General features: G+C 65.1%; 17 protein-coding genes and 1 tRNA gene. 11 read left to right on the plus strand and 7 right to left on the minus strand.

Annotated features, from left to right (window positions below; genetic code table 11):
• Positions 1 to 324, minus strand: a complete 324-nt coding sequence (locus AAG799_RS10395; RefSeq protein ID WP_341895761.1) for a hypothetical protein — start codon at positions 322 to 324, stop codon at positions 1 to 3.
• Positions 325 to 436: 112 nt separating this feature from the next.
• On the opposite strand from AAG799_RS10395, the gene AAG799_RS10400 reads away from it, so the two are divergent.
• The 5 genes from AAG799_RS10400 (at position 437) to AAG799_RS10420 (ending at position 5,229) form a co-directional block, all read left to right on the plus strand.
• Positions 437 to 527, plus strand: a tRNA-Ser gene (locus AAG799_RS10400).
• 351 nt (positions 528 to 878) lie between these two features.
• Complete coding sequence (gene ugpC, locus AAG799_RS10405) at positions 879 to 1,937, plus strand: sn-glycerol-3-phosphate ABC transporter ATP-binding protein UgpC (protein WP_341895762.1); 1,059 nt, start codon at positions 879 to 881, stop codon at positions 1,935 to 1,937.
• A gap of 22 nt (positions 1,938 to 1,959) precedes the next feature.
• A complete protein-coding gene (locus AAG799_RS10410; protein WP_341895763.1) occupies positions 1,960 to 3,273 on the plus strand; it encodes an ABC transporter substrate-binding protein in 1,314 nt (437 codons plus the stop codon).
• 98 nt (positions 3,274 to 3,371) lie between these two features.
• A complete protein-coding gene (locus AAG799_RS10415) occupies positions 3,372 to 4,337 on the plus strand; it encodes a sugar ABC transporter permease (protein WP_341895764.1) in 966 nt (321 codons plus the stop codon).
• On the plus strand, positions 4,330 to 5,229 hold the full coding sequence (locus AAG799_RS10420; RefSeq protein WP_341895765.1) for a carbohydrate ABC transporter permease: 900 nt from the start codon (positions 4,330 to 4,332) through the stop codon (positions 5,227 to 5,229). The genes AAG799_RS10415 and AAG799_RS10420 overlap by 8 nt, the downstream gene beginning before the upstream one ends.
• Positions 5,230 to 5,242: 13 nt before the next feature.
• Here the strand turns inward: AAG799_RS10420 and AAG799_RS10425 are convergent, their stop codons facing one another.
• From AAG799_RS10425 to AAG799_RS10445, 5 genes are read right to left on the minus strand one after another with little or no spacing between them, the layout of a single operon-like run.
• Positions 5,243 to 6,550, minus strand: coding sequence for a M20/M25/M40 family metallo-hydrolase (locus tag AAG799_RS10425; RefSeq protein WP_341895766.1), 1,308 nt, complete (start codon positions 6,548 to 6,550; stop codon positions 5,243 to 5,245).
• Positions 6,551 to 7,222: a GntR family transcriptional regulator gene (locus tag AAG799_RS10430; RefSeq protein WP_341895767.1), complete on the minus strand. Its 672-nt coding sequence runs from the start codon at positions 7,220 to 7,222 to the stop codon at positions 6,551 to 6,553.
• Positions 7,219 to 8,304: a hypothetical protein gene (locus AAG799_RS10435; RefSeq protein ID WP_341895768.1), complete on the minus strand. Its 1,086-nt coding sequence runs from the start codon at positions 8,302 to 8,304 to the stop codon at positions 7,219 to 7,221. Before AAG799_RS10435 ends, AAG799_RS10430 begins: the two co-directional genes overlap by 4 nt.
• A gap of 6 nt (positions 8,305 to 8,310) precedes the next feature.
• The gene (locus AAG799_RS10440; protein ID WP_341895769.1) at positions 8,311 to 9,039 is read right to left on the minus strand and encodes an amino acid ABC transporter ATP-binding protein; all 729 of its coding nucleotides are present in this window, start codon (positions 9,037 to 9,039) and stop codon (positions 8,311 to 8,313) included.
• Positions 9,040 to 9,084: 45 nt separating this feature from the next.
• The gene (locus AAG799_RS10445; RefSeq protein ID WP_341895770.1) at positions 9,085 to 12,027 is read right to left on the minus strand and encodes an FAD-dependent oxidoreductase; all 2,943 of its coding nucleotides are present in this window, start codon (positions 12,025 to 12,027) and stop codon (positions 9,085 to 9,087) included.
• 121 nt (positions 12,028 to 12,148) lie between these two features.
• Between AAG799_RS10445 and dapA the strand changes: the two genes are divergently transcribed.
• The 6 genes from dapA to AAG799_RS10475 all read left to right on the plus strand — a co-directional run bounded on the left by dapA (position 12,149) and on the right by AAG799_RS10475 (position 17,310).
• On the plus strand, positions 12,149 to 13,063 hold the full coding sequence (gene dapA / locus AAG799_RS10450; protein WP_341895771.1) for a 4-hydroxy-tetrahydrodipicolinate synthase: 915 nt from the start codon (positions 12,149 to 12,151) through the stop codon (positions 13,061 to 13,063).
• A gap of 52 nt (positions 13,064 to 13,115) precedes the next feature.
• Positions 13,116 to 13,946: an ABC transporter substrate-binding protein gene (locus AAG799_RS10455; RefSeq protein WP_341895772.1), complete on the plus strand. Its 831-nt coding sequence runs from the start codon at positions 13,116 to 13,118 to the stop codon at positions 13,944 to 13,946.
• A gap of 75 nt (positions 13,947 to 14,021) precedes the next feature.
• Positions 14,022 to 14,714: an amino acid ABC transporter permease gene (locus AAG799_RS10460; protein WP_341895773.1), complete on the plus strand. Its 693-nt coding sequence runs from the start codon at positions 14,022 to 14,024 to the stop codon at positions 14,712 to 14,714.
• Between the two features lie 10 nt (positions 14,715 to 14,724).
• Positions 14,725 to 15,423, plus strand: coding sequence for a GntR family transcriptional regulator (locus AAG799_RS10465; protein WP_341895774.1), 699 nt, complete (start codon positions 14,725 to 14,727; stop codon positions 15,421 to 15,423).
• Positions 15,424 to 15,451: 28 nt separating this feature from the next.
• A complete protein-coding gene (hydA, locus tag AAG799_RS10470) occupies positions 15,452 to 16,873 on the plus strand; it encodes a dihydropyrimidinase (RefSeq protein ID WP_341895775.1) in 1,422 nt (473 codons plus the stop codon).
• Between the two features lie 23 nt (positions 16,874 to 16,896).
• Positions 16,897 to 17,310, plus strand: a complete 414-nt coding sequence (locus AAG799_RS10475; RefSeq protein ID WP_341895776.1) for a DUF3830 family protein — start codon at positions 16,897 to 16,899, stop codon at positions 17,308 to 17,310.
• A gap of 24 nt (positions 17,311 to 17,334) precedes the next feature.
• On the opposite strand, the gene AAG799_RS10480 is transcribed toward AAG799_RS10475, so the two are convergent.
• Positions 17,335 to 19,554, minus strand: a 2,220-nt coding sequence (locus tag AAG799_RS10480) for a calcium-binding protein (protein ID WP_341895777.1), incomplete at its 5' end; no start/stop codon positions are given.

The following is a 19,554-nucleotide window of genomic DNA, read 5'->3' on the forward strand; positions in this document are numbered from 1 at the left end:
TCAGGACAGCGCCCCGAAGCGCTGGCGCCGTTTCGGCGTGCGGCGGCGGAAGATCACCAGCAGCAGGATGCCGAACAGGCCGAGCACCAGCACGGCGGGCCAGCGCAGCAGGGTGGCCAGGCCCGGATCCCACAGGATCGGCGGCAGGTAGTCCTGGCCGATGGTCTGCAGCAGGCTGTAGGTCGGCGGGTCGAGCCGGGCCCAGAAATCGCCCAGGGCGATGAAGCCCATCATGCCGGATTCGAGCCAGCGCAGGCCGTCGCCGCCCAGTGCGAGCAGCGCCAGCGCGATCAGCAGCCAGCCCAGAATGCGTCCCAGCAGCACGGCTTTCCCCCTTGGCCGGTGATTGGCGAATCCACCTGTGCGGTCAGCATGTTAAGCCAAAGGCTGGGCCGATTGCAAATTCGCCGCCGGCGGGTATAGTGCCGCCCGCGCTGGAGGGATGGCCGAGCGGTCGAAGGCGCACGCCTGGAAAGTGTGTATACCTCAAAAGGGTATCGTGGGTTCGAATCCCACTCCCTCCGCCAGCGATCGCGTCCGCCGCGCGATCATCGCCGCCATGATCCCGGGGCGGCCCAAGCCTGACGACAGACTTGTCCGTGATCGCTGCCCCTGTGCCGCGGCGTGTTGTCCTGCTCTGCGGGCCGAAGCGGATCATAGTTGCGCGCATCTTCAATCACACAGGGTCACGGATGCAGAGCGCACTGCAGCATCGCAGTTGCGAAGTTTACTAAACCCCGCCGCAGCATGCCAAGTTTACTAAACTTCCCTGTTATCGCAGCTTCGGCATAGCTGAAAGTCGAGTCCTGCGCATCCTTGCTTGCTGCTTTCGCTGCACCGGCCCTATGATGCCCTTATAAATAGGGAGGAATTCAATAATGGCGGGTGTATTCTGCCGCGACGTCCGGAAGGCGTTCGGCGCGACGCATGTGCTGCACGGCATCTCGGTCGATATTCCAGATGGTGAATTTGCGGTGCTTGTCGGGCCTTCGGGCTGCGGCAAATCCACCCTGCTGCGAATGATCGCCGGCCTGGAGAACATCACTGGCGGCGAGATCAGCATTGGCGATCATGTGGTCAACCATGTGCCCCCGAAAGAACGGGATGTCGCCATGGTGTTCCAGAACTATGCGCTCTATCCGCACATGACCGTGGAAGCCAACATGGCCTTCTCGATGATGCTGCGTGGCGCCGAGAAAAGCGAAATCGACCAGCGCGTGCAGCAGGCGGCCGGCATTCTGGGGCTTAAGCCATTATTGGCGCGCTATCCGCGCCAGCTGTCGGGCGGCCAGCGCCAGCGCGTTGCCATGGGCCGCGCCATCGTGCGCGATCCGCAGGTCTTCCTGTTCGACGAACCGCTGTCCAACCTGGATGCCAAGCTGCGCGTTGCCATGCGCACGGAAATCAAGGAGCTGCATCAGCGGCTCAGAACCACCACCATCTACGTGACGCATGATCAGGTCGAGGCCATGACGATGGCCGACAAGATCGTGGTGATGCATGACGGCCGGGTCGAACAGATCGGCGCGCCGCTCGATCTGTATGACCGGCCGGACAACATGTTTGTGGCCGGTTTCATCGGCTCGCCGGCGATGAATTTCGTGCAGGGCAAGATCAATGGCGGCAGCTTCGAGGGGCAGGGCGGCCTGCATCTTCCGATGTCGACGGCGCCGAGCGGATCGGCCGGGCAGCCGGCGGTCTATGGCATCCGGCCCGAGCATTTCGCGCTCGCCGAGGATGGCGTGGAAGCGGAAGTGCGGGTGGTCGAGCCGACCGGATCGGAAATCATGGTTGCCGCTAGGCTCGGCGACGAGCACATCATTGCAGTGTTTCACGAACGTCACAAATTCAGGCCGGGCGACAAGATCCGGCTGAAACCCAACCCAGGGCTTGTTCATCTGTTTGACGCGTCGACTGGAAAAAGGCTGAACGCCTGATAATCAACGGAGGAAACGACCGATGAACGATTTTACACGCCGTACATTTGTTAAAGGCAGTACCGCGCTTGCCGGTGTCGGCATGCTCAGTGGCAGTGCCCTGTTCGATTGGGCCAAGGCCTGGGCGCAGACCGCGCCCTGGAAACCTGAAGCCGGCGCCAAGATCAACCTGATGCGCTGGCGCCGCTTCGTTGAAGCCGAAGATGTCGCCTTCATGAAAATGGTCAGCGCCTTCAAGGCGGCGACCGGCGTCGATGTGAATGTGGTCAACGAGTCGTTTGACGACATCCAGCCGAAAGCCTCCGTGGTAGCCAACACTGGCCAGGGCCTCGACATGGTCTGGGGCCTGTATTCGCTGCCGCATCTCTTCCCGCAGAAATGCCTGGACCAGACCGATGTTGCCGATTATCTCGGCAAGAAATACGGCGGCTGGGCTCCGGCAGCGGAACTGTATGGCAAGTCCGGCGGCAAGTGGATCGGCATTCCGGTCGCCACCACGGGCGGCCTGATGAACTACCGCATCTCCTCGATGGAGAAGGCCGGCTTCAAGGAATTCCCCAAGGACACCGCCAGCTTCCTTGAACTGGTCAAAGCGCTCAAGAAGAACAACACGCCGGCCGGTTTCGCGCTTGGCCATGCCTCGGGCGATGCCAATACCTGGCTGCACTGGGCCCTGTGGTCGCATGGCGGCCAGCTGGTCGACAAGGATGACAAGGTCATCATCAATTCGCCGGAAACCGCCAAGGCGCTGGAATTCGTCAAGGCGCTGTATGAGAACTTCATTCCCGGCACGGCGTCGTGGAATGACTCGTCGAACAACAAGATCTTCGTGTCCGGCGATCTGCACCTCACCTCGAACGGCATTTCTGTCTATGTGGCGGCCCAGAAGGACAACAAGGCCGTCGCCGATGACATGAACCATGCCTATATGCCGATCGGTCCGGTCGGAAAGCCGACCGAACTGCATCTGGCCTTCCCGATCCTGACCTTCAACTTCACCAAGGCGCCGAATGCCTGCAAGGCCTTCACGGCCTTCATGCTGGAAGCGGAGAACTTCAACCCGTGGGTCGAGGCGGCGCAGGGGTACCTGTCGCACTTCCTCAATGCCTATGACAAGAACCCGGTCTGGACCTCGGATCCCAAGCGCACACCGTATCGCGATGTGTCGAAGCGGACGCTGACGCCGGGTGGTCTTGGCTCGCTTGGCGAGAAAGCCGCCGCTGCGGTGGCCGATTTCATCGTCGTCGACATGTTTGCCAACTACGCAACAGGTCGTGAAGACGTGAAGGGCGCCATCGCCGTCGCCGAACGGCAGGCCAAGCGTATCTACCGCTGACGGGACTGGGTCACGGGCGGTTGTCCGCCCGTGACCCTGCGCCTGCATCCGGAACGCATTGAAGACCGGCGAGATTGAACGGGAACAGCATGGTTGATGTGACCAATAAACCGATGGCCGAAACGGCGGGGCGGCGTGCGCCACAGCAGATTCAGGTCAGTGCCTGGAGCCAGCTCAAGTCGAACCGGACCTGGCTCGGCTACTGGTTCATGCTGCCGGCTCTGGCCATCCTGTTTCTCTTTCTCGCCTATCCGCTGGGCCTCGGTGTGTGGCTGTCATTCACCGATACGCGCATCGGCCGTGGCGGTGTTTTCATCGGCCTGGAGAATTACGAGTGGCTGCAGGGCGATTCGATCTTCTGGCTCTCGGTGTTCAACACGCTGCTCTACACCATCGTCGCCAGCGCGATTAAGTTCGCCGCCGGGCTCTATCTGGCGCTGCTGCTCAACAAGCATATTCCTTTCAAGGCGCTGATCCGCGCCGCCGTGCTGATCCCGTTCATCGTGCCAACGGTGCTGTCGGCGATTGCCTTCTGGTGGATCTACGACTCGCAATTCTCCATCCTGTCCTGGTCGCTCAAGAAACTGGGTCTGATCACGGTCAATATCGATTTCCTGGGCGATCCGTGGAATGCGCGCTGGTCGACCATCTTCGCCAATATCTGGCGCGGCATTCCCTTTGTCGCCATCACACTGCTGGCCGGGCTGCAGACGGTGTCGCCCTCGCTCTATGAGGCCGCGACGCTGGATGGCGCCACGCCCTGGCAGCGTTTCCGCCACATCACCTATCCGCTGCTGACGCCGATCATCGCCGTGGTGATGACCTTCTCGGTGCTGTTCACCTTCACAGACTTCCAGCTGATCTGGGCGATGACCCGCGGCGGGCCGGTGAATGCCACCCATCTGATGGCCACGCTGTCCTATCAGCGCGGCATCATCGCCGGGCAACTGGGCGAGGGCGCGGCCATCGCCACGGCCATGATCCCATTCCTGCTCGGTGCGATCATGATTTCGTGGTTCGGGCTGCAACGCCGGAAATGGCAGCAGGGGTCTGACAATGACTGACGTAAAAGCAATGACCGCGGGCGGATCGGACGACCATTCCGAGGGCATGAGCTATCTGGAATCGGTGCCGCGTCGGCTGGTCACGCTCTACCTGCCGCTGGCCCTGTTTCTGGTGATTCTGCTGTTCCCGTTCTACTGGATGGCACTCACCTCGATCAAACCGAACGAACAGCTGCTGGACATGGAGCGGGTCAGCCCGTTCTGGACCTGGGATCCGACCTTCCAGCACATCAAAAAGCTTCTGTTCGAGTCGAACTATCCGCGCTGGCTGTGGAACACGATGTATGTCGCCGCCGCGGCGACGGCCCTGTCGCTGTTTGCCAGCGTGCTGGCCGCCTATGCCATCGTGCGCCTGCGCTTCCGCGGCGCGCAGACGGTCGGCGGGCTGATCTTCCTTGCCTATCTGGTGCCGCCGTCCATCCTGTTCATCCCGCTCGCCACCGTGGTGTTCCAGTACGGGCTGTTCGACAGCCCCTTCGCCCTCATCCTGGTCTATCCGACCATCCTGATCCCGTTCTCCACCTGGCTGCTGATGGGATATTTCAAGACCATTCCCTATGAGCTGGAGGAATGCGCGCTGATCGACGGTGCGTCGCGCTGGCAGATCCTGACCAAGATCGTGCTGCCGCTGTCGGTGCCCGGCCTGATCTCGGCCTTCATCTTCTGCTTCACGCTGTGCTGGAACGAGTTCATCTACGCGCTCACCTTCCTGCAGTCGGTGCAGAACAAGACCGTGCCGGTCGCCATCGTCAACGAATTCGTCGATGGCGATATCTATCGCTGGGGTTCGCTGATGGCAGGCGCGCTGGTCGGCTCGCTGCCGCTGGTCGTGCTCTATGCCTTCTTCGTCGAGCACTATGTGTCGGCGATGACCGGCGCGGTGAAGGAATAGGCAGCCGGCCGGTTCAGCGCGACCAGTGCGCGATGATGGTGGCCGTCACGCGCACGGCGCGCTGATAGTCGGCCACATCCACCCATTCATCCTGGCCGCCGGCCATGGTCAGGCTGCCGCAGAGCGGCCCGAGCCCCACCGTGGGCATGCCCATCTGGATGATCGGGTTGCGGATGTCGCTGGCGGTGTGCAGCGGATTGACCCGCGGCACCAGCCCGGTGGCCGCCGTCACCGCCTCGGCAACAATGCGATACAGCGGGTCGTCCGCAGTCGTCTCGGCGGCGCCGACGCCGGCGATCCATTCGATCTGCGGCGGGTGGTCGCGCAGCCAGTCATCGGTGGTGGCGGCCTGGGCGATGGCGGCCTCGACCTCCTGCATCACGGCATCGAGGCGTTCGGGCGGTGGGAAAGACAGCGCGCCGCCGATCACGCATTGGCTGTCGAGCCGGCTCGGGCGTTCGGCATCGCCGCAGCGGATCGAGGAGATCAGCAGGTTGGTCGAGCGGCCGATGGCGGCCTGCAGCGCCGGATGGGTGACGCGCTCGCCGCGGCGCCGGTCGAGATCGCGCAGCGCCTGGCAGACGATCATGGCCTTTTCCAGCGGATTGACCGCCAGATGCGCAAAGGCCGTATGGGCCGGTTCCTGAGTGTCGGGCAGGCGGCCGGCCACGGTGATGCGAAATTCCAGCTGGCCCGGCGCGAAGGCCTTGATCTCCTGCATGCCGATGCCGGATTCAGCCGGATGCATGTATACCGCAGCATCGGCGCGATAACCCTTGTGCAGCACGGCGGCGACGCCGCGGGCATGCTGCTTGCTGGGTGTGCTGGCCAGCGTCAGCGTGCCGGCCGGCCGGATACCGGCGGCCAGTGCCACGCGCAGGCCCTGTACCATCATGGCGATGCCGGCCAGGTCATCGGCGGCACCCCAGCCATAGAGCCGGCCATCCGCCACCGTCGCGGCGAAGGGATCGTGGCGCCAAGCCTCCAGCCCGCCGAGCGGTTCGGGATCGGGATGGGCGAACAGCATCAGGCTGCGGCCCGTGCTGTTTCCCGGCAGGATGCCAAGCACGCTGCGGCGTTCGCGCGGCGGAATGGCATGGCCGGCGGCGAATTCCTCCACCAGCGGCACCTCGGCGGGACGGTAGCGCAGTTCCTCGATGCGGCAACCCAGAGCGCGCAGGCTGGCGGCGATGAAATCCTGTATCGCATCTTCGCCCTGCTGCGACAGGCGGATCAGATCGCGCAGAAAGGCCAGCGATGTGGCGGCCTCGCGTTCGGCAGCGGCCGTGATGGCATCGGTGATGTCGCGGGTTTCGCTCACTCAGACCTTCGCAATGTCGTTCAGTACATCGGTGGCCAGGCTGCGGATATGCTGCTCCATCGCCGCGCGTGCCTTGGCCGGGTCGCCGCTTTCCAGTGCCGCGATGATGGTCAGATGCTCCTCGCAGTCCGGGCGGATGCGCGACGGCAGGCCCGAGAGTTCGAACATGCGGGTGGTTACGCGCAGCTCGCGGATGATCTCCGCCATCACGGCATTGCCGGAGCCAGCGGCGATCATGGTGTGCAGCTCTTCATCGGCCGCCCAGTGATCCTCGACGCGGATCTTGGGTTCCTCGCGCAGCCGCAGCATCTCGGTCTTGATCGCCTGCAGGCGCTTGGGGTCCAGCTTGTCGATCGCATTGGCGATGGCCTCGCCTTCCAGGATCTCGCGCAGCCGCATGCTCTGGAAATATTCCCGGTTGGAGACCTGGCGCACGCGATAGGGGCGGTTGGCCTCCTTGCGCACCAGGCCTTCGCTTTCCAGCCGCACCAGCGCCTCGCGGATCGGCGTGCGCGAAATGCTGAGCGCGTTGGCCAGGCGGTCTTCGACGATCACTTCGCCGCTGGGGATATGGCGGTCGAGAATCATGTCCATGATGGCGCGGTAGGCCATGTTGGCAAGGTTGACCCCGGAAGCGGGGGCGGCGCGCTTGGCTGGACTGCTGGTGCTCATGTCGTATGCCGGTGGTCAGGGGCTGGCGCTGGCGATTCGCCGGGCCGGGACTGGTAGCAGAGCAGACGAATCGGGGTGTCGCAAAGGATTTGCTCCACTTCGCCGTCACTATAGCCGCGCCGCCGCATCATCGGCACCACATGCTGCAGGATATGGCCATAGCCATGGCCGCCATAGCGGGTCAGGCGGGTGCGGATGCAGATATCCTGCGACATGGCGAGGCGGCGAATATGCCCGCGGCCAATCAACCGACGCATGAGATCGAGCCGCATGTAGTCGGTCGGCAGGTCGTATTCGCCCATCCAGTATTGCGAGGTTTCGATGCCGAAAAAGTCCCATTCCAGCACGAAGCCCTGCTCCAGCAGGGCCAGCAGCCGCGCTTCGTCGGCAATCGTGCGGTCCATATGGCACAGGATCGTATGCTCCGGGTCGGCGCCGGCTGACAGCAGGATGGCGGCGATTTCGGCCGGTGCATCGGCATGGCGGCCGGGATGGACGCTGATGGCAATGCCGGTGCGCCGCTGCACGCGGGCGGCGGCCTGCAGGCAGCGGCGTTCGCTGTCGCGCAACGGCCAGGAGCAGCCCAGTTCGCCGATGATGCCGGCGCGGATCGTCGTGCCCCAGGCACCGCTGGTCACCTGTGCCAGCAGCAGCGCTTCCAGTTCCTCCACCGATGCGGCCCGGCTCGCATCATCCAGATAGGCATCGGTATAAAGCCCGCCGCCCAGCACGATCTGCACGCCGCTGGCCTGCGACAGTGTCGCCAGCCGTGCGGGCTGCGGCGCCAGGCCACCGGTGCTCAGTTCGACGATGGTGCTACCGCCGGCGACGCGATAGCGCTGCAATTCGGCCAGTGCCACATCGTCTTCATCCAGCAGCATGTTGCCCTGGTGGCGATTCTGGAAATAGTCGATCTCGAAGCGCGTCTCCATGGTGATCGGTGGATCGGCCGGCGGACCGGCGCGGCGGCCGAGCGGATCGCGCAGGTCGCACAGGATATGCTCATGCAGCATGGTCATGCCCAGATCGCCGGCTGCCACCGGGCCGGTCACCGTCTGGGCATATCCGCTGCGGCCGGGCATGGCGGCTCAGTGCTGCAGGATCTTGGCGAGGAACTGCTGTGCGCGGTCGGAGCGCTGGGTGCCGAAGAAATCCGCCTTTGAGCAATCCTCGATGATGCGGCCGTGATCCATGAAGATCACCTTATGCGCCACCTTCTTGGCAAAGCCCATCTCATGGGTGACGCAGAGCATCGTCATGCCGTCCTGCGCCAGTTCCACCATCACATCCAGCACCTCGTTGATCATTTCCGGATCCAGCGCCGAGGTCGGCTCGTCGAACAGCATGGCGATCGGGTCCATCGCCAGCGCGCGCGCGATGGCGACGCGCTGCTGCTGGCCGCCCGACAGCTGGCCCGGATATTTCGGCGCCTGGTTGGCCAGGCCGACGCGCTGCAGCAGGGCGCTGGCCTTGGCTTCGGCCTCATCGGCCGAGCGGCCCAGCACCTTGCGCTGCGACAGCGTCAGGTTCTGCAGGATGGTGAGATGCGGAAACAGCTCGAAATTCTGGAACACCATGCCGATGCGGGCGCGCAGCGCCGACAGGTTGGTGCGCGCATCGCCGACGCTGATGCCATCCACCGTGATGCTGCCGGCCTCGAAAGGCTCCAGGCCGTTGACGCATTTGATCAGGGTCGACTTGCCCGAGCCCGACGGCCCGCAGATCACCACCACCTCGCCCTTGTTCACGCTGGTGGTGCAGTCTTTCAGAACCTGGAAGTCGCCATAGTTCTTGCTGACATTCTGGATCGAGATCATGGATGGGCTCTTGCGATGAGAGGAAAAGCGGGCGAGGGCATGGCGTCAGCCAAACCGGTCGATGAGATAGGGCGTGGGGTCGATGTCGCTGCGGCCCTGCAGCAGCAGGTCGGCGGTGATGCGCGCCACCACCGGCGCCAGCGTATAGCCGTTCGAGGTGACGCAGTTGAAAAAGCCCGGCAGGCCCGGCACCGGGCCGATGATGGGCGCGCCATCGATATTGATGTTCATCGCCGCCCAGGCCCGCACCACATGCAGGCCCGCCATCTGCGGCAGCACGTGATTGGCGACCCACAGGTTGCCCTCGATGCTGTGGCGCGTCACCGTGTTGAAGCGGCGTTCCGCGGCAAAGGCTGCCGTCCAGGCGCCGCCGATCACCAGGCCGCCGCTTGCCACCTGCTTGAGGCTGAGATGGCGGTCGGCATGGGCGACCAGATGGCCGACCAGCGGCGGCGCCGGTTCGGTGACGATCATCTGCAGCGGCGCGCTATGTACCGGAATGTCGATGCCGACCAGCTTGCCGGTTTCGCGCGACCATGGCCCGCTGGCATTGACGATGCGGCCGGCGCGGATGCGGCCGCGCGAGGTCTCGACAATCCAGTGGCCGTTCTCGCGGCCGATCGCGGTGACATTGGCGCCGCGCAGGAAGCGGGCGCCCTGGGCGCGGGCTTTTTCCAGCACCGCATAGGTGGCCCGCAGTGGATTGATCTTGCCTTCCTGCGGCGCATATTCGGCGCCGATCAGTTTGTCTGACAGCGCGGGTGCGATGCGGCGCAGCTCGTTGCCGCCGATCACTTCGTTCTCGATGCCGTAGCGCCGCTCCAATGCGGCCTTGGCGCGCAGGAAGTCCATGCCGGCGTCGCTGTCGGCCACCATCAGGCCGCCGGTGATGCGCACCTCGAAATCCTCGCCGCAATCGGCCTGCAGCTGCTGCCACAGGGCCACCGAACGCGGGCCGAGCGGCAGCGTGGCGGCGGCGGGGCCACCGCCGGCCTCGGCCTTGGCGCCGAAATCAAACGACAACAGCTGCACATGCAGGCTGCCGGCATTGGCACCTGACGCCTGCAGGTTGGTGTCGTCGCGCTCGACCACCAGCACATCCTGGCCGGCCTGCGACAGGTAATAGGCGAGGCAGGCGCCGACCACACCGCCACCGATCACCAGGATCGCGGCCTCCTGGTCGGGCAGCCGTATGGTTTCCACCGGCCGCGCGAGATTAGGCGTGATGGCGCGCTGATGGCCGCCCCATTCCGGCTTCTCGAACGCCAGCGCGCCGGCCGGCACCGGTTTGGCCGGCAGGCGCGGTGCCAGATACTGTTCGACGGCGCGCGGGCGGCCGGTGCTCTGCTCCAGCAGCAAAGCGGCACTGGCGGCGCAGTAGCGGCCTTGGCAGCGGCCCATGCCAAGCCGCGTGTTGCGTTTCAGCGCCGCCAGGCTGTCATGGCCGGCAGCGATCTCGGCACGCACGCGGCCAACGCTGATCTCTTCGCAGCGGCAGAGCATGGCGGCATCGGGCACCTGGTCAAAGCGCACCGGCGGCGCCTGATACAGCGACCACAGGGCCGACTGGAAGTGTTCCGCGCGCTGCAGGCGGGCTTTGGCATCCGCGATCTCTGTGGCATTGCCGGCGGGCAGGCCCAGCCGCGCAGCGGCGGCATGGCCGGCCAGTGTGCCGCGGGCCAGTGCGACACGGGCGCCGCCCAGATCGGCGCCATCACCGATGACGAAAATGCCGGGCAGATCGGTGCTGCCATCGGCAGCCGTATCGGTGGCGAGATAGCCGAGATGGCGGTCGACCAGGTGATGCGCGCAGCCGAGCGCACGGGCGATCTCGGTGGACGGCACGAAGCCGTAGCCCAGGCAGAGCGCATCGGCGGCAACACTGACGGCGGCTTCCGTCTGCAGGCGGCCGTCAGGCGCCATCGGCGCGTAACGCACCTGTGCCACGCGGCCATCGCCCTCGGCGGCCAGTATCGCATGCGACCACAGCACCGGCACGCCGGCGCGGCGCAGGCGGTTGAGATAGCGCAGGCCGTCGGCGATCAGGTCGGGTGCCGTGCGCAGGGCGGTGAGCATGGCACGCCACTGGTGCGGCGCAGGCTTCGGCGCACTTTCCAGCACTGCCACCACATCGACGCCGGCAGCCACCAGCTCGCAGGCAAGCTGCAGGTTGAGCGGCCCGTTGCCGGCGATCACGACGTGCTGGCCGGGCGAAACACGATAGGCGCGCGCCAGCGTCTGCGCCGCGCCGGTGGTCATCACGCCGGGCAGGGTCCAGCCGGCAAATGGCACCGGCCGTTCATAGGCGCCGGGTGCGATCACCAGCTGGCGCGGGCGATATACGGTCTCCAGACCCTCGACGATGGCCACCACTTCATCGGCCGCATGGGCGCCCCAGACGGTGGCCTCCTGCTGGATGGCCACGCCGGCGCGGATTGCCGCATCGCGCAGGGCGAGGCCGTCGCGGAACTGCCGGTCGATGGGATGTTGTGCCTGATGCGATGGCGCCAGCGGCTTGTAGAACTGGCCGCCGCTTTGCGGGCGTTCGTCCAGCACGGTGACGGCGGCACCACGTTGCGCGGCGGCGATGGCGGCAGCCAAACCGGCCGGGCCGGCGCCGATCACCAGCAGGTCGGTGGCCTGCTCAACCGGCGCCGTGCCGGTGACGGGCGGGGTCAGCGGCAGCAGCGGATCGGCCGCAGTGCCGGCCGGCATCACCGAGCGGATCTCCTGGTTGGCGGCCACTTTGGTGAGGCAGGCACGCTGGCTGGCCTTGCCATCCACCGTTACCAGGCAGTCGAAACAGGCACCCATGCCGCAATACAGGCCGCGCCGCCCGCCATCGCGGGTATGGCGGAATTGAATGATGCCATGGCTGGCCAGCGCCGCCGCCACGGTCTCGCCGGCCAGCGCCGTAAGCCTTTGGCCGTCATAGACGATTTCGACGATCTCGCCGCTGCGGCGGATATCGGGATGGTCAAGGCGCATAGGCGAAACAGTATTTCACTTGGCGACTTCAGCGAGACAGAAAATTGCAATGGACGTCTGTATACACTTAGTATACGATCAGTATAAAGGCAAGGTCAATTTCTAGACAGAGGCCCGAGTCATGGCGGCGTTGCGCGGCACCTACACTGTTCTGATCACCCCCTTCACGGCGGACGGCAAGGCCGTCGATGTGCCGGCGCTGAAGCAGCTGGTGAACTGGCAGATCGAGCAGGGCATCCACGGCCTGATCCCGCTGGGCAGCACCGGCGAATTCCTTTCGATGACCCAGGACGAGCGCCTGCAGGTGATCGAGACCTGCGTACAGACGGCGGCCGGCCGCGTGCCGGTGCTGATCGGCACCGGCGCGGAATGGACCCGCGATGCGGTGGCCTATGCGCGCGAAGCCGAAACCATGGGCGCCGACGGCATCATGGTGATCCCGCCCTATTACAGTTCGCCCACCGAGGATGAACTGTTCGAACATTACCGCCGCATCGGCGAGGCCATCTCGCTGCCGGTGATGATCTACAACAACCCGGCGACGGCGAATGTCGATCTCACGCCGCCGATCGTCGCCCGGCTCAGCCAGATCGACAACGTGCTCTACATCAAGGAATCGACTCTCGAAGTGACGCGCGTGCGCGACATCATCGAGCTGTGCGGCGACAGGATGACAGTGTTTGCCGGCATCCTGGGCTACGAATCCTTCTGGCTCGGCGCGCAAGGCTGGGTCGCGGTCTGCTCCAACCTGCTGCCGCGCGATTCGGCCCGGCTGTTCGAGCTGGTGGCCGATCACAGCGACAAGGATGCGGCGCTGGCGCTGTACAAGAAGATTCTGCCGATTGTCCGCTGGGTGGGCGGCCATCGCTATGTCGCGGCCTCCAAGGCCGGACTTGGCATGATGGGCCTGCCGGTCGGCGCGCCGCGCGCGCCGCGCCTGCCGCTGCCCAAAGCCGACACGGAAGCCCTGCGCGCCGACCTGGCCGCGCTCGGCCTGATCGATTCTCTGGGCATCAAGCCGAACGCCGCGGCCTGATGTGGGGATGGGTGGTAGTAACGGTATTCAAATCGGATAGAGGAGAAAGAGTATGACCACGACCATGACGAAGATTCTGCTGGCAGCCGGCCTGACGGTCCTGGCCCTGCCAGCCTATGCGCAGAACTGCAAGCCTGCGGTTGCCGATTCAGAGCTGGCCAAGCCCGGCACGCTGATCATGTCGACCAATCCGACCCTGCCGCCGATGCAGTTCGTCGACTCGACCGGCGAGCTGAAGGGCATGCGCATCACGCTGGGCAACGAAATCGCCAAGCGGCTCTGCCTGAAGCCGGAATATATCCGCATCGAATTCTCGGCGATGATCCCCGGCCTGCAGGCCGGCCGCTGGGATCTGATCAACACCGGTATCTTCTGGACCGAAGAGCGCGCCAAGCTGATGCAGATGGTGCAGTATGAGTCGCAGGCGATCAGCATCTCGGTCGGCAAGGGCAATCCGCTGAAGATCGCCAAGCCGGAAGACCTGTCGGGCCGCACCGTCGGTGTCGAGCTGGGCGGTTTCGAGGAGCGCAAGATCAAGGAACTCGACAAGGCGCTGACCGACAAGGGCATGAAGCCGATCACCATCCGCACCTTCGACAACTTCGCCACGGCCTATCAGGCACTGCGCGCGGGCCAGACCGAAGGGACCGTCTCGATCGACGCGACGGCGGCGGAATATGCCAAGCGCGGTGAATTCGACCGTGCCATGTCGGGCCTGTTCCCGACCCCGGTGGCGCTGGCGATGAAGAGCAAGCCACTCAGCGAAGCCGTGGTCAAGGTGCTGAACGACATGATGCAGGACGGTTCCTACAAGAAGCTGATGGATGAATACGGCCTGCTGCCGAACAGCAAGCCGTTCATGATCAATGGCCCCAGCTCGTAACCTCGGGCCTGTGAGAATACGGGTGGACGGCGGCCGGTGCCGCCGTCCATTCTCTGCGTAAACAGGGGTAGAACGATGGGCGGCTGGAACTGGGTCGGCTTTTACGAATATCTGTTCAACGGCTATCTGTTGCGTGGCGCGCTGACCACCCTGTGGCTGACGCTGGCGGCCATCGCCGGCGGCTTGGTCGTCGGTTGCCTGCTCGCCCTGCTGCGGCTGGCGCCCTATCGCTGGATGTCGGTGCTGGCGCAGGGTTACATCTGGGTATTCCGCGGCACGCCGCTGCTGGTGCAGCTCATCATCATCTATACCGGCCTGCCGCAGATCGGCCTCAAGCTGTCGGTGATTGAATCGGCGCTGATCGGCCTGGTGCTGAACGAAGCCGCCTATCTGGCCGAGATCATCCGTGGCGGCATCCTCGGCGTGTCGGCGGGCCAGAGCAATGCCGGTCGCGCGCTTGGCCTGAATTCGGCGCAGGTGATGATCTATATCGTGCTGCCGCAGGCCACCCGCATCATCATTCCGGCGCTGGGCAACAGCGTCAACGGCCTGCTCAAGACCACCTCGGTCACCTCGGTGATCTCGATGGAGGAGCTGCTGCGCACCACGCAGATCCTGATCCAGGAGAAATTCCTGGTGCTGGAACTGTTCACCGTCGCGGCGCTGTATTACCTGCTGATGACCTCGATCTGGGATGTCATCCAGCGGCGGATCGAAACCCGCTTCGGCCGCGCCTACAAGACGGTCGCCATCGCCGAAGCCCACTGAGCGGGCCGGCATGAGCCCGCAGCCGACATCACGGCCGATTGTCGAACCGCTGTTCGCTCGCGCCCTGAATCTCGGTGACCAGACCTACGACCACCTGCGCGAGCTGATTCTCAGCCGCGCACTGCCCGGCGGCACCGAGGTGCCCGAAGGCCGCCTGGCCGAACATCTGCAGGTCTCGCGCACGCCGATGCGCGAGGCCCTGGTGCGGCTGGTCGGCGAGGGGCTGCTCGAACGCACAACGGATCGCGCCTATCGGGTGCGCAGCGTGTCGACACGCGAATTCTTTGAATGCATGCAGCTGCGTGAAGTGCTGGAATGCGTTGCCATCGAGAAAGCCGTGCCGCTGGTGACGGATGAGGATCTCGCCGGCCTACGCCGCGACCTGGTGGCGCTCGGTCCCGGCGAAGACGACATGGCGCACTGGCAGTTCGACAACCGCTTTCACAGTTTCTTCGCCCGCGCTGCCGGGCATGCGACCCTGGCCGATACGATTACGCGCATGCGGGTGGTGGCCCGGCTGTTCCGCATCTCCAGCGCCCTGCACCGCCCGACGGAAATCGACGGCGAACATCTTGCCATCCTCGAGGCGGTCGAGCGCCGCGACAGCGCCGCCGCACAGGCCGCGATGCTGACGCATCTGCGCAATCTGCAGGACGATGTGCGCAAGGCCATTGCCGCCGAGGCCAACCCCGGCGGATATTTCCGCTGACCGTCTCCAGACCGAAAAGGATAATCCCATGGCGCAATTCGATACCGTGATCCGCAATGGCACGCTGGCGACGGCATCGGATGTGTTTGCCGCCGATCTGGGCATCACCGGCGGCAAGATTGTCGCCATCGGCGCCAGCCTTGCGGCCGGCAAGACCGAGATCGATGCCAGGGGCAAGCTGGTGCTGCCCGGCGGCGTCGACGGCCATTGCCATTTCGACCAGCCGACCAGCGACGGTACGGTGATGGCGGATGATTTTTACACTGGATCTCGATCGGCAGCCTGGGGCGGCACCACGACGGTCATTCCCTTCGCCATCCAGTTCAAGGGCCAGTCGCTGCGCGATGCGGTGGCCGACTATCACCGCCGCGCCAATGGCAAGTCCTTCATCGACTATGCCTTCCACCTGATCGTCAGCGACCCGACCGAACAGCTGATCGGGCAGGATCTGCCCGCACTGATTCGCGACGGCTATACGTCGTTCAAGATCTACATGACCTATGACGACATGAAGCTGAACGACCGCCAGGTGCTCGACCTGCTGACCGTCGCACGACGCGACGGCGCCATGGCGATGATCCATGCCGAGAATGCCGATTTCATCAGCTGGCTGACCGACAAGCTGCTGGCGGAAGGCCATACCGAGCCGCGCTACCATGCCGCCTCGCGGCCGATGGCGGTGGAGCGCGAGGCCACCCATCGTGCCATCACCATGGCTGAACTGGCGGATGTGCCGATCCTGATCGTGCATGTCTCGGGCCGCGAGGCGGTCGAGCAGATTCACTGGGCGCAGGGCCGCGGCATGAAGATTTATGCCGAGACCTGCCCGCAATACATGGTGCTGACCGAGCATGACCTGCATGCGCCCGGTTTCGAAGGCGCGAAATGCATCTGCAGCCCGCCGCCGCGCGACAAGGCCAACCAGGCCGCGATCTGGGACGGCCTGGCCAGCGGCGTGTTCCAGATCGTGTCGTCCGACCACGCGCCGTTCCGCTATGCCGATCCCAAGGGCAAGATGGTGCGTGGCGACAAGACGCCGTTCAACTGGGTGCCGAACGGCATTCCCGGCGTCGAGACCCGCCTGCCGATCCTGTTCTCCGAAGGGGTGAAGAAGGGCCGCATCAGCCTGCAGCGCTTTGTCGAACTGAGCGCCACCAATCCGGCCAAGATGTATGGCCTGTATCCGCGCAAGGGCACGCTGGCGATCGGTGCCGATGCCGATATCGTGGTCTACGACCCCGAGCGCAAGGTGAAAATCACCAACAGCCTGCTGCACCACAATGTGGATTACACGCCCTATGAGGGGCTGGAGGTCACGGGCTGGCCGGAAACCGTGCTGTCGCGTGGCGAAGTGCTGGTGGACAGGGGTCATTTTATGGCATCTGAGGGTCGCGGCCAGTTCCTGCCCTGCGACCTGCCGGACATGGCCAAGCCCAAGGCCGCAGCCTGATTCATCGCAAGAAAGACGACACCATGGACAAGCTCAAGATCACCGCCGGCAGCTTCACCTTCGGCGCCAAATTCGAAACCGCGGCGGCGCCGAAGACCGTCGCCAAGTTCCGCAGCCTGCTGCCCTATGTCGAGAAGATCATCCATGTGCGCTGGAGCGGCGAGGGCTGCTGGATTCCGCTCGGCGACCTTGATCTCGGCCTGGGCTACGAGAATCACACCAGCTATCCGGCCCCGGGCCAGATCATCCTGTATCCGGGCGGCATCAGCGAAACCGAAATCCTGCTGGCCTATGGCGGCGTACAGTTCGCCAGCAAGATGGGCCAACTGGCCGGCAACCACTTCATCACCATCACCGATGGCCTGGAGAATCTGGCGGCGCTGGGCAAGACCGTGCTGTGGCAGGGCGCCCAGCCGATCCGCTTCGAACTGGCCTGACGCCGAACAGTCGGCGCCTGCGGTTTACCACTGCAGGCGTTCGACCCCGTCGAAGGTGAGCTCGCTGCCATCGCTCATCACGATGGTGCCCGACACATCGCTGCCCAGGGTCAGCGTGCCATGGGCGGCATTGTTGGTGATCAGCGTGCCGTCGGTCAGCGTCATCGTCCAGTTGCCGAAGCCCGGGCCGCCGGTGACGCCGTTCATGTAGATCGTGTCGGTCCAGCCGCCGGCCGCGCCGCCGCTGAACTGGTCCATGCCCCAGCCGGCCGCGAAATAGGCGGTGTCGGCCCCATCGCCACCCAGCATGATATCGTCGCCGATGCCGCCGGTCAGGCTGTCGGTGCCGGCACCGCCGGTCAGCGTGTCGTTGCCGGCATTGCCGACCAGGGTGTCGTTGCCTGCCGCGCCATCGAGGATATTGGCATTGGCATCGCCGGTCAGGCTGTCGTTGTTGCTGCTGCCGGTCAGGTTCTCGATCGAATTGAAGGTATCACCCGCCGCATGGCCGCCGCTCGCCGAGCCGGTTGCCAGGCTGATGGTGACTGCGGCGTTTGAGCCGGTATAGCTCGCCGTGTCGCTGCCGAGGCCGCCGACTAATGTATCGCTGCCGGCCATGCCGAGCAGGGTGTCGTTGCCATCGCCGCCGGTCAGGGTATTGGCGGCGCTGCTGCCGGTCAGGGTGTCATCGAAGCCCGAGCCGGTCAGGTTTTCGATGGTGGCCAGCGTATCGCCCTGGGCATCGCCGCCGGTGCCGGTGCCGCTGGTCAGGCTGACTGAAACACCCGCAGACGAACCGGCATAGCTGGCGGTATCCGTGCCGGTATTGCCGATCAGCGCATCGGCGCCGGCGCCGCCTTCGAGGATGTCATTGCCGGTGCCGCCATCCAGTGTGTTGGCACTGGCATCGCCAGTCAGCGTATCGGCGTAATTGCCGCCGGTAAGATTCTCGATCTCCGACAGCACGTCGCCCTCGGCATCGCTGCCGCTGCCAAGCCCGGTGGCGAGATTGACGGTGACAGCCGCCGTGGCGGCCGCATAGCTGGCGGTATCGATGCCGGCGCCGCCGGTCAGGATATCCGCGCCCGCACCACCGGTCAGGGTATCGGTACCCGCGCCGCCCAGCAGGGTATCGGCGCCGATGCCACCAGAGAGAATGTCGTTTCCGATACCGCCATCCAGGATGTTGGCATTGCCGTCACCGGTGAGCGTGTCGTTGTAAGCGCTGCCGACAATATTCTCGATGCCGCTCAGCGTGTCGCTGGCCGCGTCGCCACCCGAGCCGGTGCCGCTGGCGAGGCTGACCGTGACGGCAGCCGTCGAAGCCGCATAGCTGGCGGTGTCGATGCCGGTGCCGCCGACCAGCGCATCGGCGCCGGCGCCACCGGTCAGCAGGTCGTCGCCCGCACCGCCGGTCAGCGTATTGGCTGCCGCATCGCCGGTCAGGGTGTCGTTGAAGTCCGAGCCGGTGACATTCTCAATGGTGGCAAGCGTGTCGCCCTCGGCATCGCCGCCGCTGCCGGTGCCGGCCGCAAGGCTCACGGTCACGGCTGCGCTGGAGGCCGCATAGCTGGCGGTATCGGTGCCGGTATTGCCGATCAGTGTATCCGCACCGGCCGCGCCGGTCAGGATGTCATTGCCCACGCCGCCGTCGATCCGGTTGGCAGTGGCATCGCCGGTCAGGGTGTCGTTGTAACCCGAACCGGTCAGGTTCTCGATTTCGGTCAGCGTATCGCCGGCGGCATCGCTGCCGCTGCCGCTGCCCGTCGCCAGATTCACCGTGACGGCCGCGGTGGCCGCCGCGTAGGTGGCCGTATCGGTGCCAGCGCCGCCGGTCAGGATATCGGCACCGGCGCCGCCCTGCAGCGTGTCGTTGCCCACGCCGCCCAGCAGGGTATCGTTGCCGGCCATGCCACTCAGGCTGTCGCCACCGGCGCCGCCTTCGAGGACATTGGCATTAGCATCACCGGTGAGCGTGTCGGCATGATCCGAGCCGACGAGATTCTCGATGGTGGCGAGCGTGTCGCCCTGGGCATCGCCACCGGTACCGGTACCGGCCGTCAGGCTGACGGTGACGGCCGCCGTCGAGGCGGCGTAATTCGCGGTATCCGTGCCGGTGCCGCCGACCAGCGCGTCGGCGCCGGCGCCACCGGTGAGCAGGTCGTCACCCAGTCCGCCGGTGAGTGCATTGGCGGCCGCATCGCCGGTGAGCGTGTCGGCATGATCGGAGCCGGTGATGTTCTC

It is taken from the genome of Ferrovibrio terrae (assembly GCF_943371255.1).
Taxonomy (GTDB): Bacteria; Pseudomonadota; Alphaproteobacteria; order Ferrovibrionales; family Ferrovibrionaceae; genus Ferrovibrio; species Ferrovibrio terrae_B.

Excerpts from the sequence above, each read along its gene's own strand:
- AAG799_RS10440 (WP_341895769.1), bottom strand. The coding sequence starts at position 9,039 with ATGATCTCGATCCAGAATGTCAGCAAGAACTATGGCGACTTCCAGGTT.
- AAG799_RS10435 (WP_341895768.1), bottom strand. The coding sequence starts at position 8,304 with ATGCCCGGCCGCAGCGGATATGCCCAGACGGTGACCGGCCCGGTGGCA.
- AAG799_RS10445 (WP_341895770.1), bottom strand. The coding sequence starts at position 12,027 with ATGCGCCTTGACCATCCCGATATCCGCCGCAGCGGCGAGATCGTCGAA.
- AAG799_RS10460 (WP_341895773.1), top strand. The coding sequence starts at position 14,022 with ATGGGCGGCTGGAACTGGGTCGGCTTTTACGAATATCTGTTCAACGGC.
- AAG799_RS10455 (WP_341895772.1), top strand. The coding sequence starts at position 13,116 with ATGACCACGACCATGACGAAGATTCTGCTGGCAGCCGGCCTGACGGTC.
- ugpC (WP_341895762.1), top strand. The coding sequence starts at position 879 with ATGGCGGGTGTATTCTGCCGCGACGTCCGGAAGGCGTTCGGCGCGACG.
- AAG799_RS10420 (WP_341895765.1), top strand. The coding sequence starts at position 4,330 with ATGACTGACGTAAAAGCAATGACCGCGGGCGGATCGGACGACCATTCC.
- AAG799_RS10475 (WP_341895776.1), top strand. The coding sequence starts at position 16,897 with ATGGACAAGCTCAAGATCACCGCCGGCAGCTTCACCTTCGGCGCCAAA.
- AAG799_RS10465 (WP_341895774.1), top strand. The coding sequence starts at position 14,725 with ATGAGCCCGCAGCCGACATCACGGCCGATTGTCGAACCGCTGTTCGCT.
- hydA (WP_341895775.1), top strand. The coding sequence starts at position 15,452 with ATGGCGCAATTCGATACCGTGATCCGCAATGGCACGCTGGCGACGGCA.
- dapA (WP_341895771.1), top strand. The coding sequence starts at position 12,149 with ATGGCGGCGTTGCGCGGCACCTACACTGTTCTGATCACCCCCTTCACG.
- AAG799_RS10430 (WP_341895767.1), bottom strand. The coding sequence starts at position 7,222 with ATGAGCACCAGCAGTCCAGCCAAGCGCGCCGCCCCCGCTTCCGGGGTC.
- AAG799_RS10410 (WP_341895763.1), top strand. The coding sequence starts at position 1,960 with ATGAACGATTTTACACGCCGTACATTTGTTAAAGGCAGTACCGCGCTT.